The 15,832-nt window shown below is 37.1% G+C and carries 17 protein-coding genes; all 17 read left to right on the top strand.

What is annotated here, in order from left to right:
* The first annotated feature begins 294 nt into the window (after positions 1-294).
* The 17 genes from fdhF to RTP99_RS06665 all read left to right on the top strand — a co-directional run bounded on the left by fdhF (position 295) and on the right by RTP99_RS06665 (position 15,809).
* A complete protein-coding gene (gene fdhF, locus RTP99_RS06745; protein WP_001063662.1) occupies positions 295-3,234 on the top strand; it encodes a formate dehydrogenase subunit alpha in 2,940 nt (979 codons plus the stop codon).
* Between the two features lie 12 nt (positions 3,235-3,246).
* The gene (locus tag RTP99_RS06740; RefSeq protein WP_000729887.1) at positions 3,247-3,729 is read left to right on the top strand and encodes a helical membrane plugin domain-containing protein; all 483 of its coding nucleotides are present in this window, start codon (positions 3,247-3,249) and stop codon (positions 3,727-3,729) included.
* A 115-nt stretch (positions 3,730-3,844) separates the two neighbouring features.
* Positions 3,845-4,189 (top strand): Na-translocating system protein MpsC family protein, encoded by a 345-nt coding sequence (locus RTP99_RS06735; protein ID WP_000039582.1) that lies wholly within the window; start codon positions 3,845-3,847, stop codon positions 4,187-4,189.
* A 16-nt stretch (positions 4,190-4,205) separates the two neighbouring features.
* Entirely contained in the window at positions 4,206-5,003 is a 798-nt protein-coding gene (gene fdhD, locus RTP99_RS06730; protein ID WP_000802679.1) for a formate dehydrogenase accessory sulfurtransferase FdhD, read from the top strand.
* Positions 5,004-5,023: 20 nt separating this feature from the next.
* Entirely contained in the window at positions 5,024-6,040 is a 1,017-nt protein-coding gene (gene moaA, locus RTP99_RS06725) for a GTP 3',8-cyclase MoaA (RefSeq protein ID WP_000844149.1), read from the top strand.
* Positions 6,041-6,240: 200 nt separating this feature from the next.
* Entirely contained in the window at positions 6,241-7,020 is a 780-nt protein-coding gene (locus tag RTP99_RS06720; RefSeq protein WP_000864003.1) for a formate channel, read from the top strand.
* 24 nt (positions 7,021-7,044) lie between these two features.
* Positions 7,045-8,061, top strand: a complete 1,017-nt coding sequence (locus RTP99_RS06715) for a molybdopterin-synthase adenylyltransferase MoeB (protein ID WP_000840941.1) — start codon at positions 7,045-7,047, stop codon at positions 8,059-8,061.
* An 18-nt stretch (positions 8,062-8,079) separates the two neighbouring features.
* The gene (gene moeA, locus RTP99_RS06710; RefSeq protein WP_000442211.1) at positions 8,080-9,387 is read left to right on the top strand and encodes a molybdopterin molybdotransferase MoeA; all 1,308 of its coding nucleotides are present in this window, start codon (positions 8,080-8,082) and stop codon (positions 9,385-9,387) included.
* Entirely contained in the window at positions 9,368-9,832 is a 465-nt protein-coding gene (moaE, locus tag RTP99_RS06705) for a molybdopterin synthase catalytic subunit MoaE (protein WP_000531876.1), read from the top strand. The genes moeA and moaE overlap by 20 nt, the downstream gene beginning before the upstream one ends.
* 4 nt (positions 9,833-9,836) lie before the next feature.
* The gene (moaD, locus tag RTP99_RS06700) at positions 9,837-10,073 is read left to right on the top strand and encodes a molybdopterin converting factor subunit 1 (protein ID WP_000628475.1); all 237 of its coding nucleotides are present in this window, start codon (positions 9,837-9,839) and stop codon (positions 10,071-10,073) included.
* A gap of 130 nt (positions 10,074-10,203) precedes the next feature.
* Positions 10,204-11,253, top strand: a complete 1,050-nt coding sequence (locus tag RTP99_RS06695) for a P-loop NTPase (RefSeq protein ID WP_000632625.1) — start codon at positions 10,204-10,206, stop codon at positions 11,251-11,253.
* A 14-nt stretch (positions 11,254-11,267) separates the two neighbouring features.
* Positions 11,268-11,492 (top strand): hypothetical protein, encoded by a 225-nt coding sequence (locus RTP99_RS06690; RefSeq protein WP_000752372.1) that lies wholly within the window; start codon positions 11,268-11,270, stop codon positions 11,490-11,492.
* Positions 11,493-11,534: 42 nt separating this feature from the next.
* Positions 11,535-11,933, top strand: coding sequence for a hypothetical protein (locus RTP99_RS06685; protein WP_000367286.1), 399 nt, complete (start codon positions 11,535-11,537; stop codon positions 11,931-11,933).
* Positions 11,934-12,070: 137 nt separating this feature from the next.
* Complete coding sequence (locus RTP99_RS06680) at positions 12,071-12,319, top strand: DUF1294 domain-containing protein (protein WP_000871327.1); 249 nt, start codon at positions 12,071-12,073, stop codon at positions 12,317-12,319.
* A gap of 92 nt (positions 12,320-12,411) precedes the next feature.
* A complete protein-coding gene (rarD, locus tag RTP99_RS06675; protein WP_000528116.1) occupies positions 12,412-13,353 on the top strand; it encodes an EamA family transporter RarD in 942 nt (313 codons plus the stop codon).
* A gap of 77 nt (positions 13,354-13,430) precedes the next feature.
* Complete coding sequence (locus RTP99_RS06670) at positions 13,431-13,856, top strand: divergent PAP2 family protein (RefSeq protein WP_000447815.1); 426 nt, start codon at positions 13,431-13,433, stop codon at positions 13,854-13,856.
* A 99-nt stretch (positions 13,857-13,955) separates the two neighbouring features.
* A complete protein-coding gene (locus tag RTP99_RS06665; RefSeq protein WP_000928119.1) occupies positions 13,956-15,809 on the top strand; it encodes a terpene cyclase/mutase family protein in 1,854 nt (617 codons plus the stop codon).
* The last annotated feature ends 23 nt before the right edge of the window (positions 15,810-15,832 follow it).

Raw genomic sequence — 15,832 nt, 5'->3', positions numbered from 1 at the left:
GAGGGCTGATTAAAGTTTCACTTTATATGGGTTATTATGGATAGTTCCAAGCTGACATATGCGTAGTTTAAATTTTATATTGTATATTTTTAACTTTAACGCTATAATTATAGTGTTAAAGATGGAATCGTGATATGACCTGTTATGAATCTATCGTTTTATTTATGAATAAATGGATTGGTATTTTAGCAAGATGTGCTAATAAACTACTCCACCATGATAATAACGTGCCGAAATGTGGTGCGTATATTTTCGTGGTGGAGTTTTTTTTATTCTCAAAAAGGGGGAAAGACCATGAATAACAACATGGTTCATATTACAATTGACGGAAAAAAGTATACAGCGGAGCCCGGTTCAACGATATTGGGTGTTATGAACGAGAACGGGATTGAACATCCGCAAATTTGTTACGTGCCAGAAGTAGATCCTATTCAAACATGTGACACTTGTATTGTAGAAGTTGACGGAAAGTTAATGCGCTCTTGTTCGACAGTAGCGACAGAAGGTATGAACATTGAACGTAACTCTACTCGTGCGAAAGAAGCACAAACAGAGGCGATGGATCGGTTATTAGAAAATCATTTATTATACTGTACAGTATGTGACAACAACAATGGGAACTGTAAACTGCATAATACAGCAGAATTAATGGAAATCGAACATCAAAAATATCCTTATGAACCGAAAGTAGATGTAAGTGAAGTTGATATGACGCATCCGTTTTATCGCTATGACCCGAATCAATGTATTGCATGTGGTCAATGCGTTGAGGTGTGTCAAAACTTACAAGTAAATGAAACGTTATCGATAGACTGGGAAGCGGAGCGACCACGAGTGATTTGGGATGAAGGAGTAAATATTAATGATTCTTCATGCGTGAGCTGTGGTCAATGTGTAACGATTTGCCCTTGTAACGCTTTAATGGAAAAAACGATGCTCGGTGAAGCTGGATTTATGACGGGATTAAAACCAGATATTCTTGAACCAATGGTAGATTTAATTAAAGAAGTTGAGCCTGGATATAGCGGTATTTTTGCGGTATCAGAAGTGGAAGCGGCCATGCGTGATACTCGCACGAAGAAAACGAAAACAGTATGTACATTTTGTGGCGTAGGGTGTTCATTTGAAGTGTGGACGAAAGGACGTAAAATTCTTAAAGTACAACCTTCTTCTGATGCGCCAGTTAACGCAATTTCTACTTGTGTAAAAGGAAAATTTGGTTGGGACTTCGTAAATTCTAAAGAACGAATTACGAAACCTTTAATTCGTAAAAATGGAACGTTTGTTGAATCTACATGGGAAGAAGCATTGAATGTAGTTGCAAGTAAATTAGGAGCGATTAAAGAAGAGTACGGAAAAGATGCTATCGGTTTTATTTCTTCATCTAAAATTACGAATGAAGACAATTATGTGATTCAAAAATTAGCTCGACAAGTATTTGAAACGAATAATATTGATAACTGCTCACGTTATTGTCAATCACCAGCGACAGACGGATTATTCCGGACAATTGGTATGGGCGGAGATGCTGGAACGATTAAAGATATTGCACAATCTGGTCTTGTTATTATTGTAGGTTGTAATCCGACAGAAGGTCATCCTGTTTTAGCTACACGTATTAAACGTGCACATAAATTACACGGACAAAAATTAATTGTGGCTGATCTTCGTAAAACAGAAATGGCAGAGCGTTCAGATGTCTTTATTAGTCCAAAACAAGGAACAGATCAAGTATGGTTAATGGCTGTTACGAAATATATGATTGATCAAGGCTGGCACGATCAACGATTTATTGATGAGAATGTAAATTTCTTTGAAGATTTCAAAGAGAGCCTTACAGCATATACACTTGAATATGCAGAAGAAATGACTGGTATTTCAAAAGAAACACTGATTCAAATGGCTGAAATGATTCGTGATGCAGATGGTACATGTATCCTTTGGGGAATGGGGGTAACGCAAAATACAGGTGGATCTGATACTTCCGCTGCGATTTCAAACTTACTACTTGCAACAGGTAATTATCGTCGTCCAGGCGCTGGTGCATATCCGCTTCGAGGTCATAATAACGTACAAGGTGCTTGTGATATGGGTACTTTACCAGGATGGCTTCCTGGATATCAGCACGTTACGAACGATATGGAACGTGCGAAATTTGAAATGGCTTACGGAGTGAAAATTAATAGTGAACCAGGTCTGAATAATATTGAAATGCTTCACGCGATTGACGAAGGGAAAATGAAAGCTATGTATCTTGTCGGAGAAGACATGGCTCTTGTAGACTCTAATGCAAATCATGTACATGAAGTATTATCAAGCCTTGATTTCTTCGTTGTGCAAGATGTTTTCTTATCTAAAACGGCTCAATATGCAGATGTTGTATTACCAGCAGCGCCATCTCTTGAAAAAGAAGGTACTTTCACAAATACAGAGCGTCGTGTTCAAAGACTATATCAAGTTCTTCCTACGCTTGGAGATGCGAAGCCAGACTGGTGGATCGTGCAGGAAGTTGCGAATAAATTAGGTGCAAACTGGAATTATAGCCATCCAAGTGAAATCTTTGCTGAAATGGCAAGTTTATCACCACTATTCTCACAAGCAAACTATGAAGTACTGGAAGGATGGAATAGTTTCCTTTGGGGAAGTTTTGACGGCACGAATACACCATTACTTTTCCAAGATGGATTTAACTTCCCAGATAAAAAAGCTCGTTTTGCGATTGCTGACTGGGTGCGCCCAGCTGAATTCCCAGCTGAGTTCGACCTTCATATTAACAATGGTCGTATGCTTGAGCACTTCCATGAAGGGAATATGACAAATAAATCAACAGGTATTCAAACGAAAGTGCCTGGCGTTTTCGTCGAAGTTTCTCCAGCACTTGCAAAAGAACGTGGAGTGAAAACTGGTTCATTAGTCCGTCTTGTCTCTCCGTTTGGAGCGTTAAAATTACGTGCACTTGTAACAGATCGTGTAAAAGCGAATGAGTTATATTTACCGATGAACTCTACAGATAATGAAACAGCAATTAATTTCTTAACAGGTCCTGCCGTTGATACGCGTACGAACACACCTGCTTATAAACAGACGAAAGTGCGTATGGAAGTGCTGGAAGTTGAGGGTGAAAATCCGATGCCAAAAGCGAATCCGCGTAATAAAAAACGTCACCCTCAAGCTGGCATTGAGGTACATCGTAAGTGGGCACGTCCAGGGTATGTGCATTTAACGGATAAGTAGGAGGAGAAAAATATGGCTGCACCTATAAAAATGATTCAAAAACAAGAATTAACTGAGGAAGAAATAAAACAGAAAAAATTAGATGATTTAAAAGAGCTTCTAGCTAATAATGAAGACGCTCTAAATCAAATGTTTAACATTGTAGGGGAATTGAATGATATTGGCATGTTAGAAGCTGCAAATTCTATGCTAAAGGCGAAAGAACCAATCGCAAAGATTGTTCTTGGCCAAGTGACTCGTGAGCCGGTTACAAATTTAATTAATAATATGATGGGGGCTGCAGGTGCTCTAACAGAACTTGATCCGGAACTTACGAAAAAGCTTATAGGTAGTTTATTAGTAGGGCTAGAAGAAGGTAATGAACATCTAGAGAGTAATAAAAAAGTAGGGGTATTCGATCTTATGAAAGTATTGAAAGATCCAGACATTAACCGTGCTATCGGATTTGGGCTTCATTTCTTAAAAGGTATGGGTAAAGGGTTAAAAGACGAGTAACCTTCACGAGGTAAATCCTTTCGCCCAAATGTTTGTACGAAATAGTTTGGGCGGAAGGCTCATTTTGGTAAAATATATAATAAAGTAAAATGAGGCTTTTGGGAGGTATAATGGTATGTCAAAAAAAGTACATGAATTTAATGATATGATTCGAAAACTTCGAAAGGAACTTTTCGGAAAAGGGCCAGAACGAATTCATACTGTTTTTGCTGAAAATATGGCGATTGCGACTCTTTACGGAAACTTAACACCTACTGAGAAATTCATTTCAAGTACGATGGACGGTGCGGAAATGGTTCATATGGCTAGAACGAAAATGATTCAAGAAGTGTATGCTGCGAATTCCCGTGAACATTTGGAGGAACTTGTTGGAGCGAAATTAGTGAATTTGTTTTCAGATATGAAAGTAGAAGAAGATATTGCAGTTTCGGTATTTGTTTTTGATAAAAATATAACGTGAGAGAAGGATACTGATCGTGAAACCGATACAGGTAGAAAGAGAAATCTTTCGTTATGAACAAGGGGCGTTTAAGCATATAGAGGACAGCATTGTAACAGAGTTTCCAGTCACGATTAAAATGAACGGACAGGAGTTTGTTACAATGGTTAGTACTCCAGAATATATAGAAGATATGGTAATAGGCTTCCTAGCATCTGAAGGAATTATTCGGAAATATGAAGATATTGATGACATATGGGTACAAGAGAAAGAAGGATTTGTACATGTCACGACGACAAAAGTAAATCCGTATTACGAACAAATGCAAAATAAACGCTATATTACTTCATGCTGTGGCATGAGTAGACAAGGGTTTGTTTTTGCAAATGATGCATTAAGCGCAAAGAAAATGAATGGCGTTCATGTACAGGTTGCTGCAGAAGACTGTTTTCGATTAATGAAAGAAATGCAGCAATCTGCAGAGACATTTCATCATACAGGCGGCGTTCATAATGCATCTTTGTGCAATGTGAATGGTATTATTTTAAGCCGAATGGATATCGGTAGACATAATGCGTTAGATAAAATTTACGGTTATTGCTTAAAAAATAATATTTCTATAAGAGATAAAATCATTGTTTTTAGTGGTCGTATTTCTTCGGAAATACTATTGAAGGTTGCAAAAATTGGTTGTGAAATTATACTGTCAAAATCAGCTCCAACTGAGTTGGCTTTACAGCTAGCTGAAGAATTAGGTATTACTACGATAGGGTTTATTCGGAATGAATCCTTAAATGTATATACGCATCCGGAGCGTGTTTTAAATATAAAATAAGTAAAAGCGAGGCAATAAATATGAAATCTGTCACATTAGACAAACTACAACGTCCGTTAAAGGATTTACGTATTTCAGTTACTGATCGCTGTAATTTTCGCTGTCGATATTGTATGCCAGAAGAAATATTTGGTCCGGATTACTCGTTTTTGTCTAATGATAAAATTTTATCTTTTGATGAAATTGAAAGGATAACGCGTATTTTCGTTTCTTTAGGTGTTAGAAAATTACGGATTACAGGCGGAGAACCGTTACTTCGAAGAGGTCTTCCGCAGCTTATCGAGCGCCTGAATAAAATAAATGGTGTGGAGGATATCGGTTTAACAACTAATGGATCGTTACTTAAAAAGTTTGCTCCTGATTTATATAAGGCGGGTTTATCACGTGTGACAGTTAGTTTAGATTCCTTAGAAGAAGAGCGGTTTTTCTATTTGAATGGTAATAGAAGCAAAGTACAAAGGGTTCTGGAAGGAATACAAGCTGCAGCTGAAGTCGGTATGAAAATTAAAATAAACATGGTCGTTCAAAAGGGGAAAAACGAACAGGATATCTTGCAGATGGCGCAATACTTTAAGGAAAATAAACATATTCTTCGTTTTATTGAGTATATGGACGTTGGAAATTATAACGGTTGGGATTTAAAAGAGGTTGTCTCTAAACAAGAAATAGTAGATACGATTCATCAAGTTATGCCATTAGAACGAATAGAAGCGAATTATGCAGGAGAGGTTGCGACTCGCTATCGTTATATTGGAAGTGATGAAGAAATAGGTATTATTTCATCAGTAACAGATTCCTTCTGCTCCTCATGTACGAGAGCCCGTATTTCTGCAGAAGGAAAGTTATACACTTGTTTGTTCGCTTCTAAAGAAAATGATTTGAGAGAATTGCTTCGATCTGAATACAATGATGAAGAAATAAAAGATATCGTAAGCGATATATGGAACAACCGAGAAGATCGTTATTCAGATGAACGCTTAAGTCATACAAGTAAAAAAAGAGCACCTAAAATTGAAATGTCACATATTGGTGGTTGATATATATAAGTGACACTATGATGCAGTATATACAAAATGGAAGATGTGCAACGTTTGTAGATTTTCTATTTTATAGTAAAAGTGATGATTGATCTCTCTGTAAAAGATGTGCAGAGAAATTAAGCAGCATTCAAAAACCTTTATTTTGAGGAGGTTTTTTGAAGCTGCTTTTTTATTTGGAGAAAATGGAGGAATTAGTAATGGCATTTCATAAACCGGAACAAATTGCTGAGCTTGTAATTGAGGCCGGTGTTCAAAAAGTAAGTCAGACCTTGCCAGCAATGCTTATTCTCGGTTTTTTAGGAGGAGCGTTTATTTCGCTAGGTTTTTTACTTAACATTCGCGTTTTAGGTAATTTGCCTGAGCGCTGGGGGAGTTTAGTGAATGTTTTAGGAGGAGCGGTTTTTCCTGTTGGACTCATGCTCGTCGTATTAGCAGGAGGAGAATTAATTACCGGAAATATGATGTCACTATCTATGGCGCTATATGCAAAGAAAATTACATTGGTTAGTGTGCTAAATAACTGGATTTGGATTACTTTCATGAATTTTGTAGGAGCTATTTTCGTAGCGTATTGTTTCGGTCATCTTGGCGGATTAACAGAGGGAGATTATTTAAATAAAACGGTAGCGATAGCAGAAGGAAAGTTACATGAATCATTTGGGAGAACTTTAATTTTAGCAATTGGGTGTAATTGGCTCGTTTGTTTGGCGCTTTGGCTCGCTTATGGGACGAGTGATTTTGTCGGAAAAATAATCGGAATTTGGATTCCAATTATGGCATTTGTAGTGATTGGATTTCAGCAAGTGGTAGCAAATATGTTTGTCATCTCAGCAGTTATTTTTGCAGGTCATCTGACATGGATGGATCTTGCTAAAAATTTTGTTCCTGTCTTTATCGGAAATGTAATTGGCGGAGCTGGTTTTGTTGGATTTGCGTACTTTGCTTGTTATCAAAAACAACATTCTAATATGAAATAGAGTTCGTGAGAGGAAGGGTATGTAATGGCTGAGCGGTATTCACGACAACATTTGTTTAAACCAATTGGGAGTAGAGGGCAAGAAAAAATTCGAAATAAACATGTGTTAATTGTAGGAGTAGGCGCATTAGGAAGTGCAAGTGCCGAAAGTTTCGTACGTGCAGGTATTGGCAAGTTGACGATTATAGATCGTGATTACGTTGAATGGAGTAATTTACAAAGGCAACAATTGTACTCTGAACAAGATGCAAGAGAGAAATTGCCAAAAGCAATCGCTGCTAAAAATCGGCTAGAAAAACTTAATGCGGAAGTACAAATACATGCTTTCGTAATGGATGCATGTGTAGAAAACTTGGAAGGGCTATTAGAAAATGTCGATGTAATCATTGATGCAACAGATAATTTCGATATCCGATTTATAATAAATGACTTATCACAAAAACATAATATCCCGTGGGTATATGGTTCTTGCGTTGGCTCGTACGGTATGAGTTATACAATTATTCCCCAAGAGACACCGTGTTTACATTGTGTGCTGAAGAACGTTCCAGTTACAGGTGTGACGTGTGATACAGCTGGAATTATTAGCCCGACTGTACAAATCGTCGCAGCATATCAAGTGGCGGAAGCACTCAAAATTTTAGTAGAAGATTTTGCAGCTATTAGAAAAACATTTTTCATGTTTGATATATGGAGTAATCAAAACCATTTTATAAAACTAGGGAAAATAAAAACAGACGCTTGTCTCTCATGTGGTTTGAATCGAACTTATCCTTATTTATCATATGAAAACCAAACGAAGATAGCTGCTTTATGCGGAAGAAATACAGTTCAAATTAGACCAGTAGACAATAGAAAATACAATTTTGATGATATAGAAAAAGTATTAAAAAAAGTGGGGGAAGTAGATCGGAATCCGTATTTACTATCTTGCCAATTAGATGAGTACCGCATCGTTGTTTTTCGGGATGGTCGTGTTTTTATTCATGGCACAAATGATATTTCGAAAGCGAAACAACTATATTATCGCGTATTTGGCTAATAGAAAGGGTTGTCAACAATGGAAAGAAGAGTACCAATCACAGTTGAAGAGGCTGTTCGTAAAGTGATGGGATTTGCTCATAACGGCTTAAAGGAGCTACTACCTATTGAATTAGCTTATGGACGTATATTAGCAGAGGATTTAGTAGCTGACCATGATGTGCCGTCATTTAATCGTTCACCGTATGACGGGTTTGCTATTAGAGCAAAAGATACGGATTTAGCAAGTTATGAAACTCCAAGTGTATTTGAAGTAGTGGGTGAAATCGGTGCAGGATCGCTATTCGATGAGAAAGTAGGTCCATTTCAAGCAGTTCGAATTATGACAGGAGCGCAAATTCCGAATGGGTGTGATGCGGTTGTTATGTTAGAGCTAACTCGTCAATATGAGGAGGATGGCAACAAATATATGGAAGTGAAGCGATCATTCAAAACGGGCGACAATATTTCTTTTCAAGGTGAAGATGCTCGTAGAGGCACGGTTCTTGCAAAGAAAGGGTCATACATTCATCCAGGTATTTCAGCTCTTCTTGCTACGTTTGGGTATAGCGAGGTACCGGTGGCTAGAAAGCCTGTAATTGGACTATTAGCGACTGGAAGTGAATTACTGGACGTAAACGATTCATTACAGCCAGGGAAAATCCGAAACAGTAATACGTATATGATATTGTCTCAAATTCGAAGAGCGGGCGGAAGAGTAAAATATTTTGGGAAGTTTAGCGATGATTTTCATACATGTTTCAAAGCTGTAAAAGAAGCGCTTGGCCAAGTAGATATGCTCATTACAACAGGCGGTGTATCAGTAGGGGATTACGATTATTTACCAGCTATATATGAAGAGTTAGGTGCATCTGTTCTTTTCAATAAAGTTGCAATGAGGCCAGGAAGTGTTACGACTGTAGCACAATTAAATGGCAAGTTATTATTTGGTTTATCAGGAAATCCATCTGCTTGTTACGTAGGGTTTGAATTATTTGTAAGACCTTGTATTCGGACGTATATGTTTAGTGAAAAAGCACATGTAAAGAGAGAAAAAGCGTTATTAGGAGAAGACTTTCTAAAGCCAAATCCATTTACAAGATTTGTACGAGCGAAACTGACATATAACGAAGGTCAGTTAATTGCTTGTCCTTCAGGATTTGATAAATCTAGCTCGGTCTCTTCATTAGCAGAATCGAATATTTTTATCGTATTACCAGGTGGGACAAGAGGATATAAAAAAGATATGTTTGTGGATGTTCTTTTATTGGAAGATAACGAAGGTAGTGAATGGCCTTGGACATTTCGCAAAGTGAGAGGTGGTTCCAATGGGACAAGTGCTATTTGAGATTGTTGATATACCGATTGTAGTTGAAGAAGTAACGAATAAAGTTGCAAGAAGAGAGGCAGGTGCGATTACAACTTTTATTGGTACAGTGAGAGAATTAACAAAAGGAAAACGAACGCTACATTTAGAGTATGAAGCATATAAACCGATGGCAGTAAAGCAACTTATGAGAATTGGTGAAGAAATTAGTGAAAGATGGCCGGATGCAAAAGTAGCAATTACTCACCGAGTAGGCCGGCTAGAAATAATGGATATTGCGGTAGTCATTGCAGTTTCATCACCGCATCGCAAAGTAGCTTATGAAGCGAATGAATACGCAATTGAACGTATAAAGCGAATCGTCCCAATATGGAAAAAAGAATTTTGGGAAGATGGGACGATGTGGATTGGCGATCAACTTGAAAATACACCATATCCAGCAGGAAAACCGAAGAAGGAAGAATGAGAAAATGATTACAATTTTACTGTTTGCAAATTTGCGTGAGGAAGTCGGATTAGATCGATTCGTAATTTCAGAAAAAGAAGAAATGACAGTGCAGCAATTAAAAGAATGGCTCAAAGCAAACTATAGTTTACAATCGCTTGATAGAGTGATGGTGGCTGTTAATGAAGAGTTTGTAACGAATGAAGAGATGATACAAGCTGGAGATATCGTCGCATTTATCCCGCCTGTTAGTGGTGGATAATAAGTGTTTCTTGCAACGACAAGAAGATGTTGTATATAAAGTGAAACTTTAATCAGTGGGGGGGTTCTTCATCCCCCACTGATTAGTAGTTAAAGTCGGATAAATTAGAATACGAGAAGGGATGAGTTTTATGATTACTCAAGAACAAATAATGAATGCGTTAAAACATGTAGAGGATCCAGAATTACACAAAAGTATTGTAGAGTTAAACATGGTTAGAAATATACAAATGAATGGAACAGAGGTTAAACTTGAAGTAGTGCTAACGATTCAAGGTTGTCCGTTAAAAGCAAAAATTCAACAAGATATTGAAGAATCACTTCACGCAATTGGTGCCTCTAAAGTAGATTTGACATTCGGTTCTATGACAAGTGAAGAACGTGCAGCTTTAACAGAGAAGTTAAAGAAAAATAGTAGAACAGAAACTGGTATGCCGAGCATGCTTCGTCCTGATTCAGGAGTACGTTTTATTACTGTAACGAGCGGAAAAGGTGGAGTCGGAAAATCAACTGTAACAATTAATCTTGCAACAGCTTTAGCTCGTATGGGCAAAAAAGTGGGGATATTAGATGCAGATATATATGGTTTTAGCATTCCAGCTATGATGGAAACGAATCAAAAACCAACGATGATTGATCAAACAGTAATTCCAGTTATTAGTCACGGTGTTAAAATCATGTCGATGGGATTTTTTACAGAAGGAAATAATCCGGTTATGTGGCGCGGACCGATGTTAAATAAATGGATTCAAAATTTCCTTGCGAATACGCACTGGGGAGAATTAGATTATTTACTTCTTGATTTACCACCTGGTACAGGAGATGTTGCTATTGATGTTGCAGCAATGATTCCGCAGGCGAAAGAAATTATTGTTACAACACCACATAATGTAGCTTCATTCGTAGCATCTAGAGTAGGCGTAATGGCAAAACATACGAAACACGAGATTTTAGGGATTGTGGAAAACATGGCTTATTATGAAGAACAAGATGGATCGAAAAATTATCTGTTTGGAAAAGGCGGCGGCGAAATGTTAGCAGAACAATTGCAAACAGAAGTAATCGCACAAGTACCTTTTGCAAAACGTGAAGAAAATAGCGGTTCATCTGTATATGATGAAGATTCTCTTGTTGGAGAAGTGTTTACATCGTTAGCAGAAGATATTATTTATAAAGGATAGAGGAGGAATTTTTTATGGCGTGTAATATCGATCATTCTATTGAAGATGTAATGAATAAACTTGAAAGTCAAAAGATTTTTTTATCTGAAGATATTTTTAAAGGGTTAAAAAAATTTTTGCAAGGTAATCACTCACAAGAAATGTTAAATGATGTATTTCACCTTTTAAAAAAGTATGACTTAGTAAGTGAAGAAGAAAGAGAGGCGAGAAATACTCAATTATTGCTGATTATAAAATAAATACACTTTGGCTTTTGTTTTGCAACAGGAGGGGTAAATGTAATGGATATGAAAAAGATGATTGAAATGATAGAAGCAACAAAAGTGACTAAAGAAGAATTATCGATTTCTACTTTACATCAAGAGCTTGTGAAGTTATATAGTGAAAAAAATGTTGCTCATTATACGGAGCTATTAAAGTATATTTTATCATTATCCGTGCAGCTAAACCTACATCTTGTATTGAAATATTTTGGCGTGCGACCGATTATTGCTGTAGACGAGCGTATGCAATTTCAAGAGATATTTAAATGTTTAGCTAAGAAAGATGATAATGAGGAATGGTTTCTAAATTTCGTTTCTTTATATGTGGGGCTAATCGTAGTTCTTCATTTTGATGAAAAAGAGATTGAGAGAAGTTTTTTCGATGCTATGGTAGTGGGTGAAGGGAATGAAATATAAGATCTTGCCCATAACATCTTTCTGTTTAATTGGCTATGTAAATATGAAGGTAACTAATCAATAAAAAGCGTTCTTCAGTTGTTTCCATCATTTTTTCATGTTACCATTAAGCGAATTTTTCATAGGGAGAGAAAGCGATGAAATGGATTTATTTTATTATTATTAACGTTATAGCTTTTAGCCTTATGGGGCTTGATAAACGAAAAGCGAAGAAGAAACAGTGGAGAACGCCAGAAAGTACGTTGTTTTTATCAGCAGCAGCTGGGGGAGCAGTTGGAGCTTGGATTGGTATGTATATGTTTCATCATAAAACTCATAAAAAGAAATTTGTTTTCGGCATACCGTTACTTGTTGTAATAACGGTATGTTTATTATTCGTTGTATGAGAAATGTCGAAAGAAATGCAGATTGATTATTGGTAAAGTGAGCACGTGGGAACGTATAATGGAGAAAAAATGAGAAGAGGAGAAAAAGGAAGATGGGGAATCAATCAGCAGAGCAAAAAAAAGGGATTATATATGCGGCTGGTGCGTATACGATGTGGGGAATACTACCAATCTATTGGAAATGGGTTGAGGAAGTCCCAGCAGATGAAATATTAGCACACCGCATCGTTTGGGCGTTCGTGTTTATGTTAATCGTATTAGGTGTTACGAAGAGATTTCGTCAGTTTATTGGAGAGTTCATGAATCTTTTTAAACGACCTAAATTATTAATGTCATTAACAATAGCTTCAGTCTTGATTAGCGGAAACTGGTTTGTCTACATATGGGCCGTTAATCATAATCATGTCATTGAAGCAAGTCTTGGCTATTATATTAATCCGCTTATTAGTATTTTACTTGGTACAGTCGTTTTAAAGGAAAAGTTAAACTTTTGGCAATACGTTGCAGTTGGTTTAGCTGGAGTAGGAGTTATTATTTTAACAGTACGTTTCGGGGCTATTCCATGGGTTTCTTTATCACTTGCCCTTTCATTTGGATTATATGGATTAACAAAAAAATTGTTAAACTATGATGCGACAATTGGACTTACGATGGAAACGATGTTAGTGACACCGTTTGCGATTATTTATCTAGTAATGACAGGAGTACATGGTTTCGGCTCATTTGGCTCTATCTCAATGTTATCGACATTACTATTAATAGGAGCGGGCATTGTTACAGCATTGCCACTTTTTTATTTTGCAAAAGGAGCCCAACTTATTCCACTTTATATGGTAGGTTTTTTACAATATATTGCGCCAACAATTAGTTTGATTTTAGGTGTATTCGTATTTGGTGAACATTTCACATCTACTCATATGATTGCATTTTTCTGTATATGGGTTGCATTAGTTGTATTCTCGGTAGCGAAAACAAAGTTCTTAGTGCAGAAACAACCGAAATTTATAAAAAATAAATCAGCAAAAGTATCGTAATGCGTAGTATTTTCTACGCATTTTTCTTTATACTGATACTATAGGATTTCCATTATAGCTAGTAGGGAGCTGAGAACGTGGAAACAATTTTACATAACGATCCGCTTATGGCCGCTGTAATTTCATGGTTTTTAGCACAATTAACGAAAGTAGTCTTTAAATTATTCAAAACGGGTGAATTTGATTTTGCAAAGTTTTTCGCTTCAGGTGGGATGCCAAGTTCTCATGCTTCAACTGTTACAGCACTGGCGACAGGTGTTGGCGTTGTGGAAGGTGTGGAAAGTACTTTATTTGCAATTGCTGCTATTTTTGCCATTATAGTTATGTATGACGCTTCAGGAGTAAGGCTGGCAGTAAGTAAACAGGCGAAAATATTGAATGAGTTTTTTCACGGTAGACAAACAGAATATAAGAAGTTAAATGAGCTTGTCGGGCATACGCCGTATGAAGTAGTAGTTGGTGCTTTATTAGGGATTATTGTCGGAGTAGGATATTGTTTATGAGCAGAGCATCTTATATGTTCTGCTTTTCTTTGTATTCATACATATTCAGCTGCTTTCTTGAATATCGTTATACGGATTTCGAAAGGGTGGGTGAGTAACTTGTTATTATATGAAAAAGCGCATGAAGAAATAGCGAGAAGAGCAACTGCACTTCAAACGATGCAACGGCAAGATGGTACGTGGCGATTTTGTTTTGAAGGAGCTCCATTAACAGATTGCCATATGATTTTTTTATTAAAATTATTAGGTAGAGATAAAGAGATAGAACCGTTTGTAAAAAGGTTAGCATCACTTCAAACAAATGAAGGAACGTGGAAATTGTATGAAGATGAAGTGGGAGGTAATTTATCAGCTACCATTCAATCTTATGCGGCCTTGCTAGCATCGAAAAAATATACAAAAGAAGATGCGAATATGAAGCGAGCGGAAAATTTTATTAAGGAACGCGGAGGCGTGGCGCGTGCTCATTTTATGACGAAGTTTTTATTAGCAATTCATGGAGAATATGAATATCCTTCACTCTTTCATTTACCAACACCAATCATGTTTCTACAGAATGATTCCCCCCTCAGTATATTTGAATTGAGTAGCTCAGCACGTATCCATTTAATTCCGATGATGGTGTGTTTAAATAAAAGATTTCGAGTAGGGAAAAAGTTATTGCCAAATTTAAATCACATTGCGGGCGGGGGCGGAGAATGGTTTCGGGAGGATCGGTCTCCGTTGTTTCAAACGTTATTAAGTGATGTAAAACAAATTATCTCGTATCCACTCTCGTTACATCATAAAGGATATGAGGAAGTCGAACGTTTCATGAAAGAGCGTATTGATGAAAATGGAACGTTATATAGTTACGCAACTGCCTCGTTTTATATGATTTATGCTTTACTTGCGTTAGGGCATTCTCTTCAATCATCACTGATTCAAAAGGCTATAGCTGGGATAACATCTTATATATGGAAGATGGAAAGAGGGAGTCACTTGCAAAACTCTCCTTCGACCGTATGGGATACAGCTTTACTCAGCTATGCGTTACAAGAGGCCCACGTTCCGAAAGATCACAAGATGATTCAACAGACAATAACATATTTATTGAAAAAACAGCATACAAAAAAAGCTGATTGGAGCGTACATGCTCTCGCACTTACTCCAGGTGGTTGGGGTTTTTCGGATGTAAATACGACAATTCCAGATGTCGATGATACAACAGCTGTGCTAAGAGCGTTGGCAAGGAGTAGAGGAAACGAAAATATAGATAATGCTTGGAAGAAAGGGGTCAATTGGATTAAAGGATTACAAAATAATGATGGTGGCTGGGGAGCGTTTGAAAAAGGTGTGACGAGCAAATTATTAGCGAATTTACCAATCGAAAATGCAAGTGATATGATTACGGATCCTTCCACACCAGATATTACAGGAAGAGTGTTAGAGCTTTTCGGGACATATACGCAAAATGAATTACCTAAGAAACAAAAACAAAGTGCGATAAATTGGTTAATGAATGTACAAGAGAGAAATGGATCCTGGTATGGGAAATGGGGGATTTGTTATATATATGGTACGTGGGCTGTTATGACTGGTTTACGGTCACTCGGAATTCCATCTAACAATCCATCATTGAAACGAGCAGCTTTATGGCTTGAACATATACAGCATGAAGATGGTGGATGGGGAGAATCATGCCAAAGTAGTGTGGAGAAAAGATTCGTTACTTTACCATTTAGTACACCATCTCAAACAGCATGGGCGTTAGATGCTCTCATTTCTTACTATGATAAAGAAACACCAACTATTCGAAAAGGCGTTTCATATTTGCTTGCGAATCCTTATGTGAATGAAAAATATCCTACTGGAACAGGTTTACCTGGTGGGTTTTATATTCGTTATCATAGCTATGCCCAAATTTATCCGCTACTTACTTTGGCACATTATACAAAAAAATATCAAAAATAAACCGAGAGATGTTTCTCGGTTTA

Source organism: Bacillus sp. (in: firmicutes), from assembly GCF_031983925.1.
Classification (GTDB): Bacteria; Bacillota; Bacilli; order Bacillales; family Bacillaceae_G; genus Bacillus_A; species Bacillus_A pacificus.
This window is presented reverse-complemented; position numbering and strand designations above follow the sequence as displayed.

What these genes read in the sequence shown, in the direction of transcription:
- fdhF (WP_001063662.1), top strand. Translation starts at nt 295, where the DNA reads ATGAATAACAACATGGTTCATATTACAATTGACGGAAAAAAGTATACA.
- RTP99_RS06740 (WP_000729887.1), top strand. Translation starts at nt 3,247, where the DNA reads ATGGCTGCACCTATAAAAATGATTCAAAAACAAGAATTAACTGAGGAA.
- RTP99_RS06735 (WP_000039582.1), top strand. Translation starts at nt 3,845, where the DNA reads ATGTCAAAAAAAGTACATGAATTTAATGATATGATTCGAAAACTTCGA.
- moaA (WP_000844149.1), top strand. Translation starts at nt 5,024, where the DNA reads ATGAAATCTGTCACATTAGACAAACTACAACGTCCGTTAAAGGATTTA.
- RTP99_RS06720 (WP_000864003.1), top strand. Translation starts at nt 6,241, where the DNA reads ATGGCATTTCATAAACCGGAACAAATTGCTGAGCTTGTAATTGAGGCC.
- RTP99_RS06715 (WP_000840941.1), top strand. Translation starts at nt 7,045, where the DNA reads ATGGCTGAGCGGTATTCACGACAACATTTGTTTAAACCAATTGGGAGT.
- moeA (WP_000442211.1), top strand. Translation starts at nt 8,080, where the DNA reads ATGGAAAGAAGAGTACCAATCACAGTTGAAGAGGCTGTTCGTAAAGTG.
- moaE (WP_000531876.1), top strand. Translation starts at nt 9,368, where the DNA reads ATGGGACAAGTGCTATTTGAGATTGTTGATATACCGATTGTAGTTGAA.
- moaD (WP_000628475.1), top strand. Translation starts at nt 9,837, where the DNA reads ATGATTACAATTTTACTGTTTGCAAATTTGCGTGAGGAAGTCGGATTA.
- RTP99_RS06695 (WP_000632625.1), top strand. Translation starts at nt 10,204, where the DNA reads ATGATTACTCAAGAACAAATAATGAATGCGTTAAAACATGTAGAGGAT.
- RTP99_RS06690 (WP_000752372.1), top strand. Translation starts at nt 11,268, where the DNA reads ATGGCGTGTAATATCGATCATTCTATTGAAGATGTAATGAATAAACTT.
- RTP99_RS06685 (WP_000367286.1), top strand. Translation starts at nt 11,535, where the DNA reads ATGGATATGAAAAAGATGATTGAAATGATAGAAGCAACAAAAGTGACT.
- RTP99_RS06680 (WP_000871327.1), top strand. Translation starts at nt 12,071, where the DNA reads ATGAAATGGATTTATTTTATTATTATTAACGTTATAGCTTTTAGCCTT.
- rarD (WP_000528116.1), top strand. Translation starts at nt 12,412, where the DNA reads ATGGGGAATCAATCAGCAGAGCAAAAAAAAGGGATTATATATGCGGCT.